General features: G+C 50.6%; 17 protein-coding genes. 11 read left to right on the top strand and 6 right to left on the bottom strand.

Translation table 11 applies throughout. From position 1 onward, the window contains the following. Positions 1–23 precede the first annotated feature (23 nt). The 5 genes from SE18_RS05830 to SE18_RS05810 are packed head-to-tail and all read left to right on the top strand — an operon-like array spanning position 24 to position 7,373. A complete protein-coding gene (locus tag SE18_RS05830) occupies positions 24–1,814 on the top strand; it encodes a polysaccharide deacetylase family protein (RefSeq protein ID WP_152976560.1) in 1,791 nt (596 codons plus the stop codon). Continuing rightward, positions 1,781–3,493 carry an ABC transporter permease gene (locus SE18_RS05825; RefSeq protein WP_054533490.1) on the top strand — a complete coding sequence of 571 codons (1,713 nt, stop codon included), beginning with the start codon at positions 1,781–1,783 and terminating at the stop codon, positions 3,491–3,493. Before SE18_RS05830 ends, SE18_RS05825 begins: the two co-directional genes overlap by 34 nt. A gap of 11 nt (positions 3,494–3,504) precedes the next feature. Then, positions 3,505–4,785, top strand: coding sequence for an ABC transporter ATP-binding protein (locus tag SE18_RS05820; protein WP_054533489.1), 1,281 nt, complete (start codon positions 3,505–3,507; stop codon positions 4,783–4,785). 52 nt (positions 4,786–4,837) lie between these two features. Then, positions 4,838–6,211 (top strand): hypothetical protein, encoded by a 1,374-nt coding sequence (locus SE18_RS05815; protein WP_054533488.1) that lies wholly within the window; start codon positions 4,838–4,840, stop codon positions 6,209–6,211. A gap of 46 nt (positions 6,212–6,257) precedes the next feature. After that, the gene (locus tag SE18_RS05810) at positions 6,258–7,373 is read left to right on the top strand and encodes a DUF3048 domain-containing protein (RefSeq protein WP_054533487.1); all 1,116 of its coding nucleotides are present in this window, start codon (positions 6,258–6,260) and stop codon (positions 7,371–7,373) included. An 86-nt stretch (positions 7,374–7,459) separates the two neighbouring features. Here the strand turns inward: SE18_RS05810 and SE18_RS05805 are convergent, their stop codons facing one another. The 4 genes from SE18_RS05805 to SE18_RS05790 form a co-directional block, all read right to left on the bottom strand. Further along, entirely contained in the window at positions 7,460–8,197 is a 738-nt protein-coding gene (locus tag SE18_RS05805; RefSeq protein WP_054533486.1) for an ABC transporter permease, read from the bottom strand. Continuing rightward, positions 8,194–9,048: an ABC transporter ATP-binding protein gene (locus SE18_RS05800; protein WP_054533485.1), complete on the bottom strand. Its 855-nt coding sequence runs from the start codon at positions 9,046–9,048 to the stop codon at positions 8,194–8,196. The genes SE18_RS05805 and SE18_RS05800 overlap by 4 nt, the downstream gene beginning before the upstream one ends. 4 nt (positions 9,049–9,052) lie before the next feature. Beyond that, positions 9,053–9,661, bottom strand: coding sequence for a TetR/AcrR family transcriptional regulator (locus SE18_RS05795; protein ID WP_054533484.1), 609 nt, complete (start codon positions 9,659–9,661; stop codon positions 9,053–9,055). Between the two features lie 131 nt (positions 9,662–9,792). Next, positions 9,793–12,204, bottom strand: coding sequence for a S8 family serine peptidase (locus SE18_RS05790; protein WP_054533483.1), 2,412 nt, complete (start codon positions 12,202–12,204; stop codon positions 9,793–9,795). A gap of 364 nt (positions 12,205–12,568) precedes the next feature. On the opposite strand from SE18_RS05790, the gene SE18_RS05785 reads away from it, so the two are divergent. Then, entirely contained in the window at positions 12,569–12,835 is a 267-nt protein-coding gene (locus SE18_RS05785; RefSeq protein WP_054533482.1) for a hypothetical protein, read from the top strand. Here SE18_RS05785 and SE18_RS05780 read toward each other — a convergent pair. Both SE18_RS05780 and SE18_RS05775 read right to left on the bottom strand, forming a co-directional pair. Next, positions 12,832–14,748 carry a heavy metal translocating P-type ATPase gene (locus SE18_RS05780; protein WP_054533481.1) on the bottom strand — a complete coding sequence of 639 codons (1,917 nt, stop codon included), beginning with the start codon at positions 14,746–14,748 and terminating at the stop codon, positions 12,832–12,834. The two genes, SE18_RS05785 and SE18_RS05780, sit on opposite strands and share 4 nt — an antisense overlap. Positions 14,749–14,886: 138 nt before the next feature. Continuing rightward, positions 14,887–15,321, bottom strand: coding sequence for a Fur family transcriptional regulator (locus SE18_RS05775; protein ID WP_054533480.1), 435 nt, complete (start codon positions 15,319–15,321; stop codon positions 14,887–14,889). Between the two features lie 257 nt (positions 15,322–15,578). Here SE18_RS05775 and SE18_RS05770 point away from each other — a divergent pair, with 257 nt between their 5' ends. The 5 genes from SE18_RS05770 (at position 15,579) to SE18_RS05750 (ending at position 21,869) form a co-directional block, all read left to right on the top strand. Next, entirely contained in the window at positions 15,579–17,474 is a 1,896-nt protein-coding gene (locus SE18_RS05770; RefSeq protein ID WP_054533479.1) for a sensor histidine kinase, read from the top strand. Between the two features lie 92 nt (positions 17,475–17,566). Further along, positions 17,567–19,093, top strand: a complete 1,527-nt coding sequence (zwf, locus tag SE18_RS05765; protein WP_054533478.1) for a glucose-6-phosphate dehydrogenase — start codon at positions 17,567–17,569, stop codon at positions 19,091–19,093. 12 nt (positions 19,094–19,105) lie between these two features. Next, a complete protein-coding gene (locus SE18_RS05760; protein ID WP_054533477.1) occupies positions 19,106–20,218 on the top strand; it encodes a glucose-6-phosphate dehydrogenase assembly protein OpcA in 1,113 nt (370 codons plus the stop codon). Then, the gene (gene pgl, locus SE18_RS05755) at positions 20,215–20,937 is read left to right on the top strand and encodes a 6-phosphogluconolactonase (RefSeq protein ID WP_054533476.1); all 723 of its coding nucleotides are present in this window, start codon (positions 20,215–20,217) and stop codon (positions 20,935–20,937) included. Before SE18_RS05760 ends, pgl begins: the two co-directional genes overlap by 4 nt. 65 nt (positions 20,938–21,002) lie before the next feature. Next, on the top strand, positions 21,003–21,869 hold the full coding sequence (locus tag SE18_RS05750; protein WP_054533475.1) for a PIG-L family deacetylase: 867 nt from the start codon (positions 21,003–21,005) through the stop codon (positions 21,867–21,869). Positions 21,870–21,892: the final 23 nt, after the last annotated feature.

Here is a 21,892-nt window from a genome sequence, read left to right as displayed (position 1 = left end):
CGCACTAACTCGAAGGGCTTTGCATGCAGCGGTTTCGTCAATCCTCGATATTTATTATGTTGACCATGGCTTTGTTTGGCCTTGGCGGCCTACTGATCGCTCAATGGTTACGCCCCGATCGCTCGCCACGCACATGGACTGGCGGCAACATTCTGGCCAACGCCGATTGGCGCAGCGCCGCCGATAACGGGATTCCTGACGGCTGGACGGGCAATGGCCTCAAACGCGCTGATACCACCAATGGCTATGTGCTCGATGATCAATATAGCTTGCAACTGTATGGGGTCAATAGTTTTGCCCGCTCGCCGCGATTAACCGCCCAAACAGGCCAGCGCTATCGGCTTGGCTTCCAAGCATTAATCGACCCTGGCACCCAACGCAGCAGTGTTGGCGCCCAAATTCAGGTTTGGGTGCATTGGATCGACGCCGCAGGCGATGATATTCGGCTTGATAAACAAGCGCCAGTTTTGCTGGGCTTCGATAGCCAAGGTTTACCAACCTGGACGCCGCTGCTGGTTGAAACCGAGCCAAGCCCCAGCCAAGCCGCTTGGGTTGCAATTTCAATCCACGCACTTTCCGATGACACGATTTATCTCGATAATTTGAGTATGGCAGCGGCTGGCATTTATATCGAACCCTATCCGCAGGGCGCAGTTGCCGCCGTGAGCTTCAGCGTCGATTGGGAAACAGCTATGGGCGGGGCGATTCACTCGCTCAGTTTGCCAACCGATGCGATTAGCAGCGCTACGAGTTTGGGCTTGCAAGCGCGCCAAGGCACGCATAATTTGCTCGCTTTATTCGCGCCGCATCAGATTCGCGGCACATGGTTTGGCAATGGCTACAATTTTTTATTCGGCAATCAAGAGCGCCGTACTTGGATGGGCGACCCAACCTTTGCTTGGGCTGCCAGCACGCCACGCCGTTGGCAAACCATCGATTGGTCGCAAACGCCATGGTTCAGCTACGATCCCTATGGCACCGTCGCGAGCGATCCAGCTTGGTATTTTGGCGATTTGCTTGCGCCATTGCAGGCCGCCCAACAAACAATCGAAAGTCATACATTTAGCCATATGTACGTTGGTTTTGCTCAGGCCAACGAGCTAGCCAGCGACACTAACGAGTGGCAAGCGTTGGCAAGTAGCCAAGGCATCGCACCCGCCAGCAGCCTCGCGTTTCCCTATGGTGGCAGCGACGGCGTAACTGAAGCCCATTGGCAAACCTTGCACACCGCAGGCATTCGCACCGTGGTACGCACCCGGGTGCTCGATGCAACCAACATCCAACGCGGATTAAACGATCGCCACTTGTTGATCGATCGCCGTTGGTGGCAACCGCGCCAATTGCCAGGCCACGATTTGGTTGCCTTGCCAGATGTTTATCTCACGCCGCAAACCGCTCTCACTGCAACCACCTATTTGCAGCAAGCCATGGCCAGCGGCGGCGTTATCGACATCTATGCTCATAATTACGAAATTTACAACCCTGAGCAAATTGCCGTGTGGCAAACCGCGATTCAACAGGCGGTTGCTGCTCAAGCGTGGATCGCCACTGTGCCGGAGATTGGCGACCGCTGGCGCGCGCTCAAATCCATTCAACTCACCATCGAACAAACTCCTGAACAACTCCAAATTCGCCTAGCCAACCAAAGTCGTTTCGATTTGGCTCAGCTCAGCTTGCGGCTTCCTGCTGAAAGCACTGGCAGCGATAAAGGCAGCTTTGATCAGGCCCACCATCGGTTGATTCTTGATTTACCAGCAAACTCCGCCGAGGAGATTACGATATGGCTCAAACCATCAACGCCGCACGTACCGTAAATGGCAAACGTCGTCGGTTGGGCGGCTTTCATTGGTTTTTGTTGTTGCTGACAATTGGCATGACCTTGCTGATTTCGGCACCAACCCTGTTTTTCCAAACAGTTCAATACGATGCAAGCGCCACAATTCAACTTAATCCGCAACGCTATCGCAGTTTTATGGCCGAGCAAGCCTTGCAAAATCAGTTGTGCGATGCTAGTCGCAATGTGGTCAAAAGCATTTTGCCTAAATTTGGCAGCAATACCTTTGGCTCAGCCTGTGGCGCACCTGCTGCTGATGGCAGTTTAATTCTGACTGCCCAAGCTACCTCGCCAGAAGATGCCCAAGCCGCCGCCGATTACACCGCCCAAAAGCTGATTCAGCAGGTGCGGGCGGCTGGTGGCCGCGATAGTTTGCGCCGCTTGATGGAATATGAGCTTGGTTTATTGCTCAAAAATCAGCCAGCCAACAATGAGCTTGGGCGCCGTTTGCGCGAATTAATCGGCGTCCAAGCCTTTGATTTTTCGCTACACGCCAGCACTGAACTGCCAGCAATCAACGCCGAAGATCTCAATGATCTGGTGCGGGCGTTTGAGGTGCGCTTTGATCAGATTGCTGTTGAATTACGGCAACCAGATTTAGCAGCAGAACGGGTGCGTGACCTCAAAACCGCGCGCGGCTTGATTGGCACCATCCTAACCGATGTGCTCTACTCCGACCCGCGCTACCAATCCGATGATAGTAAAGCCAGTGCAGCGTATGTCAAACAAGCAGCCTTGTTGCCAACCCAAGCCCGTTCGCAAAACTTCGCGCTCAAATTTGGCTTGGCTTTGGTGGTCGGGATCGTTGGCGGCATTTTGTTGGTGCTAGCTGATCGCGCAATTGGCATTGTCGATAAAGTGCGTGAGCTGTGGGCTTATCGTGAGTTAATTCGCAACTTGGTGTTGCGCGATTTACGCTCACGCTACAAAAATTCGGCCTTGGGCTACGTTTGGTCGTTGCTCAACCCATTGTTGATGATTTCGATCTTCTATTTAATTTTTGGCCTGCTGCTCAATTCTAATATTCGCCATTTTCATATTTTCTTGATGGTGGCGTTATTACCATGGAATTATTTTATCGGTGGCATGGCTGAAGGTATGATGAGCGTAATCAGCAATGCCAACTTGATCAAAAAGGTTTATTTTCCACGCGAAATTTTGCCTATCACCACATTAATTTCCAATTTGGTAAATTTTATGCTGGCTTTGCCAATTATGTTTTTGATTATGTTCATTACTGGAGCACCAATCAAAGCCACGCTTTTATTGATGCCCGTGATTATTGTGATCGAAAGCATGTTTATTTTGGGCATGATTCTGTTTTTATCGTCGATCACTGTGTTTTATCGCGATGTTTCGCATATTATGGGGATTGTGCTGCAATTGTGGTTTTTTATCACGCCAGTTTTCTATCCCTTAGATAATATTGCTAGCGCCAATTATGCCAAACTGGTGCGTTGGCTCAACCCCATGGCCTCGATTGTCGATTTCTATCGCGATATCGCCTATGGTGGGGTCACGAATGTTCCCGATTATCCAACGCCTGGCTTGCCAAGCCTCGACGGCGTGGCACGAACTGGCCTCACCGCCTTGATTGTGCTGTGTTTCGGAGCCTATGTGTTTAACCATTACAGCGCCCGATTTGGCGAAGAACTCTAAGCGAGGCAATGATGATTATTTTTGAAAACGTCTCCAAGCATTTTACGATCAAGCGCGATCGGCGCAATAGCATTCAGGAACGTATCGCAGGCTTGTTCAAGCCCCAAGCAGTTCCCGACGAAGATTTTTGGGCCTTGCGCGATGTAAGTTTTACGATCAATCGTGGTGAAACGGTTGGCCTGATTGGCCACAACGGTTCTGGTAAATCGACAACCCTCAAATTAATTACGCGCATTTTGCAACCCAACAGTGGCAAGGTGGTGGTCGATGGGCGGGTTTCGGCCTTGCTGGAGCTTGGTTCTGGCTTTCACCCCGACCTGACAGGCCGCGAAAATATCTTTTTGAATGGCTCGCTGCTTGGATTCAGTCGCGCCGAAATGGCCGAAAAAGTCCCAGCAATCATTCGCTTCTCCGAGCTAGAAGAATTTATCGATATGCCCGTCAAGCACTATTCATCGGGAATGTATATGCGCTTGGGCTTTGCTGTGGCAATCAACGTCGATCCCGATATTTTGATTACCGACGAAGTGCTCGCAGTTGGCGATGAGTTGTTCCAGCGCAAATGTCTCGACCGCATTTATCAACTCAAGCGCCGTGGCAAGACGATTTTGTTTGTTTCACACGCCATGGGCCAAGTGCGCGATTTGTGCGACCGCGCCTTGTGGTTTCATCATGGCAATTTGATGACCGACAGCACGCCAACCGAAACCATCGATGACTATTTGGCCGAAACTAACCAACGTGATGCAGAGCGAATTGAGGCCGAAAAAGCCGCTGAAGCTCCTGAGCCAGAAGTTGGCAGCAGCGAAACTGAAAGCGAAGCAGTAGCGCCCGAGCCAGCTGTCGAATTCGATCCTCGGCGTTGGGGTAGCCACGAGGCCGAAATCTATAAGGTTGAATTGCTCAACGCCGCTGGCGAAGAGATTCAGACCGCGACCACCGGCCAAGCCTTAACCATTCGCATGCACTATCAAGCGCACGAGCCAATTGAAAAACCAGTTTTTGGGGTTGCGATTCATCATCGAACTGGCTTTCATATCAATGGGCCAAATTCGCGTTTTGCTGGCCTCGAAATTCCCGAAATTGCCGAACAAGGCTATGTCGATTATCACATCGAAAATTTGCCGCTGCTCGAAGGCAATTACGAGCTTTCGGTTGCCTTGTACGATCACACCCTGACCCATCCGTATGATCATCACGATCGCAAGCACGATTTGCGGGTCTATGCTGCTTCGATTGGCGAGCAATTTGGCGCAATTTACATTCCTTCGCAATGGCATTGGCATAAATAAGCAACATAATGGAATTAGCTAAGCCCTCGATTTTTAGCACGGGGAAAACTCTATGATCAAAGCTTGGTTCAAACCACAAGAATGGTCGTTTGATCGGTTTCTGTTATGGATTTCTGGCCTCATGTTACTAGGGATGGCATTACTCGTTCCATTACAAAGTGATACGTGGTGGTTATTGCGCACAGGCCAAGATATTGTCCAGCAACGCACAATTATCACCACTGATCTCTATAGTTGGACAAATCAAGGTAATTTTTGGCCAAATCATGAATGGTTAACCCAAACAATTATGTATATAGTATATGCAATTGGGAGTTATCCATTATTGGTTGCAGTATTTGCTAGCATTATTTTCTGTACATGGTATTTAATTTATCGTTCAGAAAAAATCAACCCTAAATTAGCAATTTTATTATTAACGCTAGGAATTGTTGATAATGTTAAAGGTTGGAGTATTCGACCACAAATTATCACCATTTTTTTATTTGTTCTGTTAATTTTGATGATTCAGCAGCGGAAATATCACTGGTGGATTATCCCATTCATGTTGGTTTGGGCCAATCTGCATGCTGGCTTTGTGGTTGGGATGGTGCTAATTGGCATTATTACCACCGTAAATATTGTGCAACGCCAAGATGTTGTACGCTGGCTAGCAATCAGTGCGCTTTCATTTCTCGCTAGCTTATGTAATCCTCATGGCTATGAATTATGGCTCTTTACGCTCAATTCGCTCGATAGCAGCACCTATGCCTATATTGAAGAATGGCAACCGCAACGCTTTACCAGCCTTGCCAGCTATCCCTATTTCTTGCTGGTTCTGGTTGTTGGATTAACCTGGTATCGACGGCGCTATAAGCCAAGCACCAATTACGAATGGTTTTTAGCCTTGGCTACGATTTTATTTGGCTTTATGGCATTTCGTTCAGTACGCCAAAATGTATTTTTTGATGTACTAGCAGTCTTGTTATTATTCAAAATGTTTGCAGCTACACCCTATAAACCAAGCAAAACCAGTGCATTCGAGCCAATGCAAGGAGTTATCTTAGGCCTAACGGCGATTATCGCAATCAGTTTAGTTACTTTTAGCTGGATTCAACGCACACCATTACTATCGCAATCAATTCTCGATTCAATCAAAAATTGCTCGGGAAATATTTACAATTCCTATAATAGTGGCGGTGATTTGATTTGGTATTTGCCTGAACGGCCAGTATTTATTGATAATCGCTTTGATCCATATCCAAGAGATTTTATGAATAGCAATATGCAAACTGAAGATAATGGTGTATACAAGCCATTGTTTGATCAATATCAAATTAAATGTGCCTTAGTTGAAATTGATAGCCCGATTGCCAAAAATTTACAAACAGATAATTGGCAAATAGTAAGCCAAAATCAAACCTATCAGGTCTTTTCGCGCCCATAGATCTGATTAATCATAATCTGAATGTTCAGCGTCAGGGGGTTTTTGCATGCGTCGATGGTTTTTTATCATTTTGCTGTTAATCCTAGCAGCGTGCAGCACAACCGGAGCACCAACTGCGACTGTGCCAGCCCAACCCAGCCCAACCGCGACAACACAGCCAAGCCCAACGCTTGCGCCAACCGCAACCACGCCACCAAGCCCAACCCTTGTGCCAACAGCTACACCGATCAGTAGCGACCCACGCACTGGGCGGCCTGCCATGGCGCGTGGCACGCTCACCCAACGCCCATACATCACGATGATCGACAACTTTCCAGCGGCCTATCCGCAAACTGGCTTAGACCAAGCAGCGATTGTGTTTGAGGCCTTGGCCGAGTATGGCGTCACCCGCTATATGGCGGTTTTCACTCCCGATTTGGTTGAAGTTGCAGGCGATTTAGGGCCAGTCCGCTCTGCACGGCTCTACTTTGTGCAGTGGGCCATGGGCTTTCGTGCGGTTTATACCCACGCTGGTGGTAGCCCCGAGGGCTTGGAGCGCTTGGTAGCCGACGGCAACGATTTGGTGATTGATATTGATTTGGTGAGCTTAGAAGGCCGTCAGATCTTCGATTATTCGCGCCGTTCGTTGCAACGCGAAGCTCCGCATAATTTGTATACTAGCGCTGCAGAAATTGGCAAGTATGTCGCCGAGCGCGCTAGCTCCAGCGCCGAAGCAGATGTGAGCGAGGTTGGCTATTTGTTTGAGCCTGAAGCGCCAGTTGCTGAGCCAATTAGCACCATCGATTATTTCTTCATCTACCCCGACGATCCTGCTGGCTGGCGCTACAACCAAGACACCAACGAATATGCTCGTTTGCGCCGCGGCAGGCCGCATATCGACGCGGTAAGTGAGCAACAACTGACCTTCAAAAGCATCGTGACGATGGAAGTTTTCGAAGCGCCAATTATCGGCGACGACAAAGGCCGCATCGATCAGCAAGTGGTTGGCGAAGGTCGCGCCTTGGTTTTCGCCAATGGTTCGCTGCAAACAGCAACGTGGCGCAAAACTAGCGAATCAGCGCCATTGCGCTTTTACGATAGCGCTGAGGCTGAAATTGTCTTTCCTGCTGGCCCAATCTGGATCGCTGCCATGCCCAGTTTGGATAATGTAAGTTATCAGTAGGAATTAGCTTTCGTTTTGATCCACGAAGAGCACGAAGAGCACGAAGTAATTAACCTTCGTGGTTCTTCGTGCTCTTCGTGGATCATTCATTCAACATCTTTCAAGGTGCGCGAGGCCAAGGTTAATAAAAATAAGCCATAGCCAAGCAAAATCACAATATTCGTCCAAATAACGCTGGAACTTGGCGTTTTGCCAATAATTTCTTGAATTGCATCGTTGGCATAGAACAACGGAAACGCATGGCCAAGCCAATTGGCCCACGTTGGCAGTTGCTCAGGATTGATCAACAAGCCAGAAAGAAATACCGATGGCAAGATTATTAATGGAATAAACGGAAACACTTGGCCTTCGTGGCGAGCAAAGGTCGAGATAAACATCCCCAACATCACCGATGTGATTGCTAAAAGCCAAATCACCCCAAACAACAGCGCCAAATCACCCCAAGCATAGCTCAAATCAAATAGCCATAAGGCCTCGGCCAAGGCAATCATGGCTTGAAATGTGGCCAGCAGAATGTAGCCCAGCACATAGCCACCAATAATCTCGATCCGCCGAAAGCCATTGATAAACATGCGCTCTAGGGTTCCAGCGGTACGCTCCTGCACCAACACAATTGCACACAGCAAGAAGGCCAAAAAATGCACCATAAACGCCGTAATCGGCATAACGTAACGGGCATTGTTGAAGCCCTTGGGCATGGTATCGAAGAAAATTTTCAACAGATAAATAATTAATAATGGAGCCATCACCGACAGTCCAAGCAAACGTTTATCGTGGCGTAATTGGGTTAATACTCGTTTGGCAACAATCAAAATTCTGCTCATTTGGCCACCTCGCTTTTTTGCAGCATGCGCAACACAATCGTTTCTAATGAATCTGGTTGCAAGGCAATGGCTTGCACTGCTGGATTAAGCCCATAGCCACGCAAGCATTCAGCCAAGGCGCTGGGCGTGCTGGCGATTTGCTGGGTGTTGGTTTGTCCAGCTTGTTCGATGGTTAATTGAGTTTGACCATGCTCCAAAATTGCCTGCGGCGTGTCGACAATCAAAATTTTGCCAGCTTGCTGAATGGCGAGGCGATCGCAGAGCAGCGCTTCATCCATCAAGTGGGTGCTAATAAACAGGGTTGTGCCAGCGTTGGCCAATTCGCGAAAAAGTTGCCACGAACGCACCTTGAGATGCGGATCGACCGCCGCCGTTGGTTCATCGAGAAACAGCATACGTGGTTGGTGCAACAACGCGCAGGCCAACGAAACCCGCTTTTTCATGCCACCAGAAAAGCCATAGACCGCATGCTCAGCACGGCTGGTCAATTCGGTAAATTCCAGCGCTGCTTGAATCCGTTGCTCTAATTCTGGTACGCCGTGCGCACTGCCAAAAAAACGTAAATTTTCGCGCGCCGAAAGATCTTCGTAGAGCGCTACACCTTGAGGCATATAGCCAATTAATGCGCGCAATTTGGCTTGATCCCGTAATGGATTCAGACCAAGCACCTGCCATTCGCCGCTGTTGGGCTTGAGTGCGCCAACCAAAGCTTTGATTAAGGTCGATTTGCCTGCGCCATTTGCACCAAGTAAGCCAAAAATCATGCCTTCAGGCACGCTTAAATCGATGCCTTGGAGGGCGTGGACATTGCCGTAACGTTTGGTGAGACCCCGAACTTCAACTGCGTTCATGGGTTTACTCCTTTGGCTTGAGTCCATTCAGGAAAATTTCAATCGTGGTTGCAATATGTTCGTCGTCGGTTAAGCCGTCTGCTTGGAGGCTAGGAAAAATAACCTTGCTCAGCATTTGTGGCATTAACATCCCCATAAAAGCCCGACTACTGGCGCGGGTATCGTGCGCGCGCATGCGGCCAAGCTGAATTTGATGGTGAAAATAGCGCTCCAAAAATTGCTTGACCTGTGGCACAAACTGCTGGTTGAGCACATCGGTTGGGTTGCGCCCAAGCAGCATTTCGCCCAAGATAACCCGCATTATCTGCACGGTGCGCTGATTATCGCCTGCTTGCAAATAGCCTTTGGCCAGAAGTGGCAGCAATTGGCTTGGCTCACGTTCAAGCAAGGCATCAAGCGCTTGGGTGGTTTGCAAAAACGGCATTTGGCCTTGCATCACTGCCTCAAGCAAGGCTTCTTTATTCGGAAAATACCAATAAATCAAGGCTGGCGACTGAATGTTGGCCCGCGTCGCAATCGATTTGATCGTAGCGCCTCGAAAGCCTTTTTCAGCAAATTCAGCCCGCGCTGCCTCCAAAATCGCCGCGCGGCGCTCGCCTTGGTCATCAGTCATATGCTACTCCAAAAACTTGATTGAACGTTCAATCAAGAGTATAAAGAATGCTGATTGGGCTGTCAAGGGTGATTTTTGGGCAAAACAAAACCGCGATCAAACGTTTGATCGCGGTTTTGGATGAATGGAAGTTATTTACTAGCCCACGGAATCCAAACCGCGTGCTGGCTTACCACAACTGTGCTGGTTGCGGTGTTGGTTGGCGCGGTTGTCGCCGTCGGCGTGTTGCTTGGTGCGGTTGTCGCTGTCGGCGTATTGCTTGGTGCGGTTGTCGCGGTTGGCGTGTTGCTCACCGTGATCGTTGGTGGATTGGTTGCGGTTGCTGTGTTGGTCGGCCCAGTCGTTGGCGTGGTGGTTGGGCCAGTTGTTGGGGTTGGCGTACCGCCGCCGTCGCCTTCGCGGAATGGCCCAGCAACAGCTAAACCATAGGCTTGACTGGCAATCGGCACATTATGGGCAATAACCTCAATTCGATAAGCGCCAAGTTGCGGCGTATTAATAATCACGCCTTCGAGATTATTAGTCCGATCGCCAGTGCTCTGATTGTTGCCATAGTAGCGCGTGCCATCAGGCCCAATCACCACCAAATCAAGATCATTGACCAATTGTTGGGCAGCAGCCAACGATGCTGGTGGATCAGTCCAGTTGAGCATTACCCGCAATGGTTGGCTATTGGTCAAGACGGTTAATGGTTGGCTCATGGTGTGGTTGTAGTTCACTGTTTGGCCAGTGCTCAAGCCTGCGGCATGATCATCGACCCAAAGATCATAGGGCGCTGCATTGGTGATAAAGCTCAAATTGCTGCGCCCCCAACCAGCCACACTATTTGGGCGATTGTAGGGAATTTCTTGGGTTACGCCAGTGCCATATTGGCCTGGGGCAATATCCACGGTCGTATTCAGAGCAATGGATTTAATCACTGCTGCGCTGGGAGTGCTCAACCCTTCGGTTGCCAGCCATTCGCGAATCAACGCAACCGTGCCAGCAACCAAGGGCGTTGCCATCGAAGTACCACCAGAGTAGACATAGTTGCCATTGGTTTCGTGCACACCCCATAAAGTCGTCGCGCCACTACCATATGATCGGGTAGAAACGATATTCGTCCCAGGTGCGACTAAATCAGGCTTGATCCGGCCATCGTCAGTTGGCCCGCGCGATGAAAACGCCGCCATCCCGTTGGCATCGTCGGAAAGGGTATCCGAAAGAATTGGCTCGGTTGCAAAACAAAAGCTCAGCAAAAGCCAAGGCAAACTGGTAAACCCACCAGTTGGGCGTGGGCTTTCACTAGCTCCAACCGTAATCACATTCTTGGCAGTGGCTGGGGTCAACAGCGAATCGGGATCGACCACGCCATTGCCTCCAGTACAAAAACCCATCTCACCAACTTCGCCATCGGCCCCGCTATTGCCAGCCCCAAAGAGCATGGTGTAATCGGGGTGTTCCCACAAAAATTGGTCGGTGCGCTGAGCGCTGTATGGATAACCACCATACGAGGCTTCAGTATCGGTGATCGGCCCCGTTAGATCGCCCCAGCTGTTGCTATGAATCCGGGCGCCTGCATTGTAGGCTTGTTGATACATTGGGTAAAAATCGGTTGGCAAGCCAATAATATTACCATTTGCATCAGCTTCAAACGCTTGAACCACCAACTTGGCTTCCGGCGCAATCCCAGCCATCGAGTTGGTATAGCTATGGTTGGCTGGGTTGGAGCCAGAAAGCGCTCCATTCCCAGCAATTGAGCCAGCAACGTGAGTGCCATGGCCATGGTTATCATCCCAGTTACTGCCAGTAGAAAGCACCTGGGTGGCATGAATGCGGTTAGCAAAATCGCTGCTGAGGGTGGAGAACGAGCCAGTATCCAAACCTGTGTCGGTATAGGCCACAATTTGGTTTTGGCCATACAACTGGCGATCAGTCCAAACTTGCTCGACTTTTTGTACTTGGCGCGCATACTGATCGATCAATTTGGGCGTGCTGACTACTTCAATCCAGCGTACCTCGTTAATTCGGGCCAGTTGCAGCATTTGATTGCTCGTGCGAATGGCATCGAGCTTGAGGCCTTGCGCGTTGACTGCTTGTTCAGCACTTGTCAATTGGTTATCCCAACCAATGGTGCGCAACGGCAAGCCTTGATAGCGACCGCTTTGCAGCAATTTCAACAGGCCAGGCTGAACCTTATCAGCTAACGTCCAATCGCCACGCGCATAAAAGCCATCGATAGTGCGGGCCGCTGCTTGCTGTGCTGCTGAGCCGCGTACCAAATAGGCATAATCGGGCAGATATTCAACAATCTCTAGGCCCGTTGCTGCCAGTGCTTGACGCTGCTTGAGCAAAATCGGCCCGCTAAATTGAATAACCGCATACTCGTCAATAGGCTGTAACCATGGATCAGCCTGATTGGTTTGGGTAGCCACCGCGAGATCGATCGTGCCCCGTTGAAGATACAACTTTGGTGGAATTGTGGCGCTGGGGGGCTTGCTAGCGGCACTTCCGAAGCTTAGAAAAACCAAGCTCAGCAGTAAAAGACCATGAACTAATCGCATGCCGACCTCCGGGTGGTAATTGGGGGTGTGCCCTGAGAGAATGATGAATCACACCATCGAGGAAAATCAATACTCCAAGTATAAAAAATTTTTACCAAAATTACTAGGGGGAATTTGTTTAAAGAATGAAGGATGAAAGGAAAGCCAGAACAGAGAGCAGAGAGCATAATCGCAACAATCTGTGGAATTTGTGGCTCGCAGCATCAACATTCGTGCAATTCGTGGCAAAAAGCAACCCAATCCTCAAAATCTGGGCCAATCGGTTGCAAAAAAAATAAATCTTCTCAAGCAAGTTGGGCCATGCTATGATGCAATTCTAATCTCCATCATCGCTTCATTGCCCAACCAAACGAGGAGCTGCTGTATGGCCGATTATTATGTGCCGAACGCTAGTGAAACCCATACCAGTTTTGCCTGCCCTGAGGGTGGCAGCAAAAAACAGCATATGACACCCCTGCTTAACTCAGGGATTCACATGTTTCGCTTTTTCGTGCAATGCCTTGAGTGTGATCACGAGTATACCTACAAAAAGCCCTTGCCCAATCTGAATCGTCAGTTGAGCAAGGACCCAGTAGCATGGCTTATGTTGCTAGCAATGGTTTTTGTTTTCGGTTTTATGCTGTTTGGTTAGCGGCGCAACAAGCGCAAGCCATTGGCAACCACCAACAAGGTGCTGCCTTCGTGGCCAACAACGCCCAAAGGCAAGGCAATATTGCCAAAAAGCGCCGCAATGAGCAGCACCACAATCACACTGCCAGCAAAAGCAATATTCTGCCAAACAATCCGTTGGGCGCGCCGACCAAGCCGCAATGCTTCAGCAAGTTTCAATAAATCGTCGCTCAGCAACAACACATCAGCACTTTGCAAGGCGACATCGGTGCCAGCAACGCCCATGGCTACGCCAAGTTGGGCTTTGGCCAAGGCAGGCGCATCATTCACCCCATCGCCAACCATGGCAACTGGGCCATAGGTTTGTTGCAATTCTTCAATCATGCTGGCTTTATCGCCAGGCAACAATTCTGCCCGCACATCGTCGATGCCAAGTTGGCTAGCCACATGCTGGGCAACCGCCCGATTATCGCCAGTCAACAGCACCACCCGTTCAACTCCAGCAGCGTGCAAAGCAGCAATCGCTTGCTTGGATTCAGGTCGCACGGTATCAGCCAAGGCAATCAGACCCCATGCTTGCTCGATTGTGCCAACCCCAATTACAGTTGCGCCTTCTGCTTCAAGCTTGGCTGCTTGAGCTTGCACTAACTCACCCCACAAGCGTGGGCGGCCAACTTGAATTAACTCGCCATGCACATCTGCTTGCGCGCCCATGCCTGTGATCGATTGGAAATCAACCGCCGTTGGTACGCTGATGTTTTGTTGTTCAGCATAGGTCACAATCGCCTTGGCCAAAGGATGTTCCGAGAAGGCTTCGACCGCTGCTGCTGCTTTGAGCCAGTGTTGAGTTGGCTGTTGGCCAAGATCAAGGGTTTGGGTCACGCTCAATTGGCCAGTCGTTAGCGTACCAGTTTTATCCAACGCCACCACTTTGATCTTGGCGGCAGCTTCGAGATAGCGCCCACCTTTGAACAACATGCCATGGCGAGCGGCGTTGGCCATCGCCGAAAGCATCGCCGCTGGAATCGAAATCACCAAGGCACACGGCGAGGCCACGACCATCAAAGCCATTGCACGGTAGAGCGTGGTTTTAACGCTCCAATCGAGAAATAGCAAGGGAATTGCAATCGCCAGCAGGGTCATTGCAACCACAGCATAGGCATAATATTGGCCAATCACCCGATCGGTAAAATCTTGAGCTTTGGCTTTTTGGCTGCGAGCTTCAGCCACAGTTTCGATAATCCGCGCCAAGGTTGTATCGCCCACTGCAACCGTTACCTCAATCGTTAATGCACCAGTTGTATTGAGCGTGCCAGCAAACACCTTGCTGCCAGCAGCTTTATCGACTGGCACCGATTCGCCAGTAATCGCAGCCTCGTTGATCGAAGAAGCACCAATCCGCACAATTCCATCGACGGGAATGCGCTCGCCAGGCCGCACGAGCACCCGATCGCCAAGCGCCAAATCGGCTACGGCAACCACGCTTTGGCTACCATCAGCAGCAATTCTGGTCGCTTGGTCGGGAGCCATCTCCAGCAGCGCATTGACCGCGCGATGGGTCCGGCCCATGGCATAGGTTTCAAGCGTATTCGAAAGCGCAAACAAAAACATCAAAATTGCGCCTTCCCGTGGCTGACCAACTGCTGCGGCGCCGATTGCCGCCACAATCATCAAGAAATTAACATCGAATTCGCGTTGGCGCAGGCTTTCCCACGCATTGCCCAGCGGAAACCAGCCGCCACTGGCAAACGCGAGCACATACAGCAACCAAGGCACCCAGGTTGGTACAGCAGCGAAGCTGCCAGCAACCCAGCCCAAGCCCGTCGCCAACAAACAGATCGCGGTTAATCGCAGCATCCAAGGCAAGGCTGCAAGCTCGTCAAGCTCAGCTTGCGCTTCAGCATGCAAGTGGCGGTTGCTAACACTGGTTGTCATGACCCACGCTCCTTAGCAATGAGAATGATTCTAAATTGCTAATAAAAAAATTTCTGCTATTAGGACTGTTTTAAATGTTTTAATTTAGAATGATTCTAAATTGAGATCAAATAAAAAGTGCCGGAGCACTCTTTACTCTTAATTTTTACAACGTTCGCAGCGTCCGTAGACCACCACATTGGCCGATTCGAAGGTTGCGCCAGCGGTCGAGGCGATTTGGGCCAACATTAAGTCAAGCTGTGGTGCATGACAATCGATAATCGAGCCACATTGCGAACAAACAAAGTTCATATGTGGAGTTGTATCGAGGTCATAGCGGGTGTGCTCATCGGTATTCAACGGCATAGGCTGAATAACCCCCAGCTTTTCCAAGGTTGTGATTGTGTTATAGACCGTGGCTTGGCCGATGCCATGCAGTTTGACCACCTCGACAATCTCAGCAGCAGTTGGATGCCCGCCGTGGCGCGCTAAAGCCCAACAAACCGCCTCGCGTTGCGGGGTTGGTCGATACCCATGGTGTTCCAATTCGCGTAATAAGCGCCGTGCGCGCTCGTCAGGTTGCATAATTGCCATTGTGTTTCAACCTTAGAATGATTCTAATTACTATTCTAGCATTAGGCTTCATTTTTAGCAACATATGCTTAACTCGTCAAGTGAAGCTTTGACAACAATTAAAAAGGCGCAAAAACCATGGTCATGCCCCAGGCTTGAGATCAGTATAGGTAAAAACCCACCCTACAGTTGGGACTAAGGTATCAGCAAAATCAATTCTATCCAACATCGTAGCTGGGTACAATACATGCTATCACGGGCATTTGGGAGGGCCAGCTATGCATTATCTTTTCGATCATCCAACCTGTATCCGGCGGACATCGCCTCAACACTTGGCAAGTTATGCCTACGGTGTGCGCGCCAGCTGCTCGGTACGCCACCCTGCGGGCGATGGCGTTGACGATCCGCGCTTTTTATTATTCGGCCCACAGCGCGGCAATTATCGCCATTGGTTCGATACTTATGAAATTAAGCCCGATAATGCGCCCGATTGGTATGCCCTGACGTTTCCCAAACCCACCAAATTAAATGTGGTCTATTGGATGCATGGCCCCATGTTCGATGATCATGGCTGGTGGACATCGCTGCAAGTGCAATATCGCGACGCTGAGGGCGCATGGCACAATGTCGAAGATTTACAAATTACGCCAAATTATCATTTTAGCCCTCAACGCGGCGATCGCAAGCCCTTCGGAGCCTATGCAGCTCATTTTAACCCAGTGCGTACCAGCGCAATTCGCCTAATTGGCCAACCCAGCGGCCAACCGCAAATCACCACCATGGCCTATTTGGCCGCTGATTGGACGACTTGCGAAGGCATCGCCGCCCATTTGCGCCACATTGAGCAACCCTTACCTGCAATTTTCGAGCTGTTGCCAGCCAATACCTTGTGGGATACGTTGTCGAGCCTGCGCGATCTCACCAACATTGCTTTCGATTTGCAAACCAACGCAGGCCTAGGGCTTGACCATTTCTTGGAGCCGCAACATTATCAACGTTTCCACGAAAGCCAGCGCCAATGCTTCGCCGACGATTCGCTCTATCAACTGATTGGTCAGCACGCTGGTTGGCGTAAGCTTGGCCAAACCATTGAACAGGCCCGCGAGCAAGCCTACGCCAGCAAGCAACCAGTCATCGCCCAACATCATGGCGGCTTGGTCTGGCTAGTCGTGCCAGTCATCAGTAATAACACGGTTTTAGGCACGATTGAAAATCGTAATTTTATCGCCCAAGATCCGATCGATTGGCAATGGCATCGTTGTTATGCTCAAGAGTTAGGCCTCGATTGGGAGCGCTATCGCACTGCCTTGGAGCAAATTCGCCCATTTAGCGCGCAACAAATTAATGCCACCATCAACCATGTGCAACAGCTGGTACGCTTAGCCCAGCAATTGCTCAAAGATAGCCAAGAAATTCATAGCTTGAAAAGCAGCGCCTTGGCCGCCGAGGTGTTTAGTCGCTCCAAAAGCACCTTTATGAGCATGATGAGCCATGAGTTGCGCACGCCGCTCAATGCAATTATTGGCTATAGCGAGCTGCTGATCGACGATTTAAGTGCAACCGACCAACAACAATCTGCTGATGATGCCCGTCAAGTGCGTAGTGCTGGCAGACATTTGCTGCATGTGATTGAAACGATTTTGCAGGTAGCGAATTTAGAATCAGGCGCATCAAACGTCCATTACGACGATGTTGACCTCGAAATGGTGACCAATTCGCTCGAACTTAGCTTACGCACTCAATTTCAAAAACGCAACAACCAACTTGAAATTAAGCTCGACCCAGAGGCGAACTGGGTCTATTCTGATAGCTCAAAAGTCCGCCAGATTATCTTCCAATTGCTCCACAACGCCAACAAATTTACCGAACAAGGCCAAGTGCGCCTGACGATTGCGCCCGATAGCCTCGACCCCGAAATGATTGCCTTTGAAGTTTGCGACACAGGCATTGGCATCGATCACGAACATTTACCCTTGCTATTTGCTGAATTCAGCCAACTTGATGCCTCAAGCACCCGCCGCTACGATGGCACAGGCATGGGCTTAGCGTTGTGTCGGCATTTGGCGCGGCTGATTGGCGGCGATATTCGGGTTTGGAGCGAACCAGGCATTGGCTCGACCTTTACCCTCGCTGTGCCGCGTCAAAGCATGCTGGCTGCCACCAACAATTACTAAACATTTTGCAAAACAGTGCTATGCTATAAACGCAACGGGGCTACTAGAAAGGATGTAGCCCTGTCATTATGCGTGGTTCCTAAGGAGGGCTTGTGGACCAGCCAAATCCTTTGCGAGCAGGCTTACGAATTGCTCGCACCCCTGAAGCATGTACTGTGGTGATTTTTGGTGCAACCGGAGATCTCACTGCCCGTAAATTATTGCCTGCACTCTATAATCTGGCCCGCGAAGGTATGGTACCCGCAGGCTTTTCTTTGCTTGGCGTTGGCCGCCGCCCATGGAGCGACGACGATTTTCGCGCTGAGATGCGCAAAAGCGCCGAGCAATTCTCGCGCGTCCAGCCAATCAACGAAGAAGTTTGGCAAACTTTTGCCGAGGGCCTGTTTTGGGTTGGCGGCGAGTTTGGCGACATCAATACCTACGAACAAATTGCCAGCCGCCTTGAACAAATCGATCAGCAACGGAGCACTAACGGCAATCGATTGTTCTACTTGGCAATTCCACCATCGTGGTTTGACGATGCGATTAGCAACTTGCAAAAGGTCAAATTGACCGAACAAAGCCATGGCTGGTCGCGAATTATCGTCGAAAAGCCGTTTGGCCACGATTACAAATCGGCCCAAGAGCTTAACGATCTGGTCAGCCGCGCCTTTGATGAAAGCCAAGTCTATCGGATCGACCATTATCTTGGCAAAGAAACCGTGCAAAACTTGTTGGTTGCGCGCTTTGCCAACGCCATTTTCGAGCCAATTTGGAACCGCAACTACATTGACCATGTGCAAATTACGGTCGCCGAAAGCCTTGGCATCGGCAGTCGGGCTGGGTTTTATGAGGAAGCTGGCGCGTTGCGCGATATGATCACCAATCATATGATGCAATTGCTGACCTTGACCGCCATGGAGCCGCCGGTTGAGTTTAACGAGCATGAAGTGCGCAGCGAGAAAGTCAAAGTGCTGCATGCGATTCGCCCGATGAGTGCCAGCGATGTTGATCAGAATGCGCTGCGTGCCCAGTACGATCATGGCACCATCAATGGTGATGAAGTGCCAGGCTACTTAGCCGAGAAGGGCGTTAATCCCGCCTCACGCACCCCAACCTTCGTTGCGCTCAAATTCGAGATCGACAATTGGCGCTGGGCTGGCGTGCCATTCTATTTGCGCACTGGCAAACGACTGGCCAAACGAGTCACCGAAATTGCGATTCAATTCAAAAAACCGCCGTTGCTGCTCTTCCCCGAAATTCGCGATGACATTGAATCGAACGTACTTGCGCTCCGCATTCAACCAAACGAAGGCATCACGCTCAAATTTAGCGCCAAGCAACCAGGCCAACGTATGATTATCCATCCCGTTAATATGGATTTCCGCTATGGTTCGTCGTTTGGGGTGGCAGCACCCGAAGCCTACGAACGCTTGTTGCTCGATGCCATGCTTGGCGACCCGACCCTGTTTACCCGCCGCGATGAGGTCGAAGCCCAATGGGCCTTGATGACACCCATCCTCGAACGCTGGGAAAACGATGAGATTAAGCACTTGCCCCACTACGAAGCAGGCACATGGGGTCCAGATGAATCTGATCAATTTATGCAACGTGATGGCCGCGAGTGGCGCAAATTGTAGGAGGTGGCAACCATGATGGGCGAAATTTCCAATAGCCCGCGTCCAGCGAATGTTGCTGAGATTGAAGACCAACTACGTGATTTGTGGCGTGATTTAGGCGATCAGCATCGCGATGCCAACCATGTGATGACCCGCGTTTGCACTATGACCGTGATTGGCTATGGCGCAAACCAAGAATTGGCCAAGCGGATTCGGACCGCCTTGCCCCAAGTCTTTGGCGTGCATCCCTGTCGCGCAATTTTGATTGAAACTGCCAACGAGCCGGAAGAACTCAGCGCGTGGGTTAGCACGGTTTGCCAACCAAGCAGCGAAGAGCACGAGCAAGTGTGTTGCGAGCAAATTACCTTTGCGGTGGGCGAGCAGATGCGCCGCCGCTTGCCAGGCACGGTGCTGCCCTTGGTCGTTTCCGATTTGCCTTTGTTTGTGTGGTGGCCTGGCCCGTTGCACCCAGCTAGCAACGTGCGCACCCAACTCTTTGCCCACGCCGATCGCTGGATTATGGACTCTGCTGATTTTCTCGATCCATTGCCGGATTTGGCGCGTTTAAATACGCTGATGACCAGCGACCAAACCGATGCGGTGAGCGATTTGACCTGGGCACGCTTGACTCCTTGGCGCACAGCATTTGCCCAAATTTTCGATGCAATGGCTATGCGTCCAGTGCTCGAAAACATCAGCAGCATCAAAGTTAGCACCGGACGCCATCAAGCAGCAGGCTTGCTCAGCATCGGCTGGATCGCAACCTGCCTTGATTGGCAACTGATCAGCGCCAGCGGCAATAGCGAAACCTTGCTTTGCAATTTCAAGCATCGCAATGGCACGGTCACAATCAGCATGCAAACCAGCGATCGAACTGGCGAAGAAGTGCCATTTATCGAGCTGCACGCTGCCAAGCACAAGGCCACAATCACGGTTGGCCGCAGTAGCAACAAACAAGCCTTGCTCGCCAACCTGCGGCTTGATACCGAAACCCGCTGCCAAATGAGCGAATTGCCGAATCCCAGCGATAGCCTCTTGCTCTTAAATGAATTGAATATGTATAGTCATGATCGGGTTTATGAACGGGCATTGGCGATTGTCGCCGCAATTGCCCAAGCAACCGATCCTCATGGAGCACATGTATGACGCTGCAGATTGCCCCAAGCCGCGAGGAACTGATGATTCTCGCGGCTGATCGGCTGGTAGCCGAGGCTCAAACCGCCATCGCCGAACGCGGTCGTTGGATTATCGCGCTGTCTGGTGGCTCAACGCCCAAAGCGCTGTTTGAATTATTAGCCAGCCCCCAATATCTGCACAAGATTACTTGGGGCCGCACATTTCTCTTTTGGGGCGATGAGCGCTGCGTCGGGCCTGACGATGCCCAAAGCAACTATCGCATGACCAAAATCGCCTTAATCGATCACATTCCGATTCCGGTTGCCAATGTATTGCGCATTCGTGGCGAGTTGGCGCCAGAAAGTGCTGCCAACTTATATGCCCATGAAATCAAACGCATCTTTGGGCTAGCCGAAGGCCAATTGCCGCAATTCGATACGATGTTGCTTGGCTTGGGCAACGATGGTCACACTGCCTCGCTCTTTCCCGAAAGCGATATTTTAGGCCGCGACGATGTATTGGTGGCTGAAACATGGGTTGCCAAGCTCAAGCAATATCGCATTTCGCTAACTGCGCCAGTGATCAACAATGCCCGCAGCAAGCTCTTTTTGGCCGCAGGCGATGATAAAGCCAGCGTCATTCGCGAGCTGCTTGAGCAAACAGGCAACTACCAAAACTATCCCGCCAGCCTGATTCGCAATGCCGATTGGCTGATCGACCAAGCGGCGGCCAGTCAACTGCAACGTTAACTGATCGTTAACACGTTTTCGTGGCACAATAGTAGGCATGCACCATAGCATTGAAAGGAATGTTCATGACTGACCATCGACCAACGATTATGCTTGTGCATGCCCACCCTGATGATGAAGTGATTTCAACAGGCGGCATTGCGCTGAAGTATCACGAGGAAGGAGTGCGGGTCGTTTTAGTAACCTGTACTCGTGGCGAAGAAGGCGAAATTGTAGACGCCGAATTAAACACGCCTGAGAACAAAGCGCGCTTGGCCGAAATTCGCGATGAAGAATTGGCAAAGGCAATTGCGCTGCTCAATATCACCGAGTTTCATCAGTTGGCCTACCGCGATTCGGGCATGATCAACACCCCAGCCAACGATCACCCTGAATCGTTTAACAAAGCTGATTTACAAGCAGCCACGGCGCGTTTGGTCGCCTTAGTGCGCCAATATCAACCAGATGTGCTGATTAGCTACGATGAAAATGGCAGTTATGGCCACCCCGACCATATTATGGCCCACAAAATCACGGTTGCTGCCTTCCATGCAGCAGGCGATCCCGAGCAGTTTCCCGAGGCTGGCCCAGCCTGGGAACCAAAGAAACTCTACTACACTGCCTATCGGCGTTCGATTTGGCGCAAAGCCTGGGAATATATGCAGGCCCGCGGCGATAAAACGCCACTCGATGATCCAGAAACCGATCTCGAACGTTATGTCGATGATCCACGCACAACGACTGCAATTGAAATTAGCAAATATTTGACGACCAAATTGCAATCGTTGTTGGAGCATCGCACCCAAATTGCACCAACATGGGGCTTTTTAGCTTTGCCCGAGGAGTTACGCGGCGATCTGCTGAGCCATGAACATTTTTCGCTGATCGAATCGCGGGTGAGCTTGCCCGAACGTGAAGAGTATGAAACCGATCTTTTGCTTGGAATTCGTTAATTCCCTAGCCGATTAACCATACT

It is taken from the genome of Herpetosiphon geysericola (assembly GCF_001306135.1).
GTDB classification, from domain to species: domain Bacteria; phylum Chloroflexota; class Chloroflexia; order Chloroflexales; family Herpetosiphonaceae; genus Herpetosiphon; species Herpetosiphon geysericola.
The sequence above is the reverse complement of the archived record's forward strand: the minus strand, read 5'-3'. Positions and strand labels throughout refer to the sequence as shown.

Bases quoted from the DNA above. Each gene is read 5' to 3' on its own strand.
- SE18_RS05830 (WP_152976560.1), top strand. From the start codon at position 24: ATGCAGCGGTTTCGTCAATCCTCGATATTTATTATGTTGACCATGGCT.
- SE18_RS05825 (WP_054533490.1), top strand. From the start codon at position 1,781: ATGGCTCAAACCATCAACGCCGCACGTACCGTAAATGGCAAACGTCGT.
- SE18_RS05820 (WP_054533489.1), top strand. From the start codon at position 3,505: ATGATTATTTTTGAAAACGTCTCCAAGCATTTTACGATCAAGCGCGAT.
- SE18_RS05815 (WP_054533488.1), top strand. From the start codon at position 4,838: ATGATCAAAGCTTGGTTCAAACCACAAGAATGGTCGTTTGATCGGTTT.
- SE18_RS05810 (WP_054533487.1), top strand. From the start codon at position 6,258: ATGCGTCGATGGTTTTTTATCATTTTGCTGTTAATCCTAGCAGCGTGC.
- SE18_RS05805 (WP_054533486.1), bottom strand. From the start codon at position 8,197: ATGAGCAGAATTTTGATTGTTGCCAAACGAGTATTAACCCAATTACGC.
- SE18_RS05800 (WP_054533485.1), bottom strand. From the start codon at position 9,048: ATGAACGCAGTTGAAGTTCGGGGTCTCACCAAACGTTACGGCAATGTC.
- SE18_RS05795 (WP_054533484.1), bottom strand. From the start codon at position 9,661: ATGACTGATGACCAAGGCGAGCGCCGCGCGGCGATTTTGGAGGCAGCG.
- SE18_RS05790 (WP_054533483.1), bottom strand. From the start codon at position 12,204: ATGCGATTAGTTCATGGTCTTTTACTGCTGAGCTTGGTTTTTCTAAGC.
- SE18_RS05785 (WP_054533482.1), top strand. From the start codon at position 12,569: ATGGCCGATTATTATGTGCCGAACGCTAGTGAAACCCATACCAGTTTT.
- SE18_RS05780 (WP_054533481.1), bottom strand. From the start codon at position 14,748: ATGACAACCAGTGTTAGCAACCGCCACTTGCATGCTGAAGCGCAAGCT.
- SE18_RS05775 (WP_054533480.1), bottom strand. From the start codon at position 15,321: ATGGCAATTATGCAACCTGACGAGCGCGCACGGCGCTTATTACGCGAA.
- SE18_RS05770 (WP_054533479.1), top strand. From the start codon at position 15,579: ATGCATTATCTTTTCGATCATCCAACCTGTATCCGGCGGACATCGCCT.
- SE18_RS05760 (WP_054533477.1), top strand. From the start codon at position 19,106: ATGATGGGCGAAATTTCCAATAGCCCGCGTCCAGCGAATGTTGCTGAG.
- pgl (WP_054533476.1), top strand. From the start codon at position 20,215: ATGACGCTGCAGATTGCCCCAAGCCGCGAGGAACTGATGATTCTCGCG.
- SE18_RS05750 (WP_054533475.1), top strand. From the start codon at position 21,003: ATGACTGACCATCGACCAACGATTATGCTTGTGCATGCCCACCCTGAT.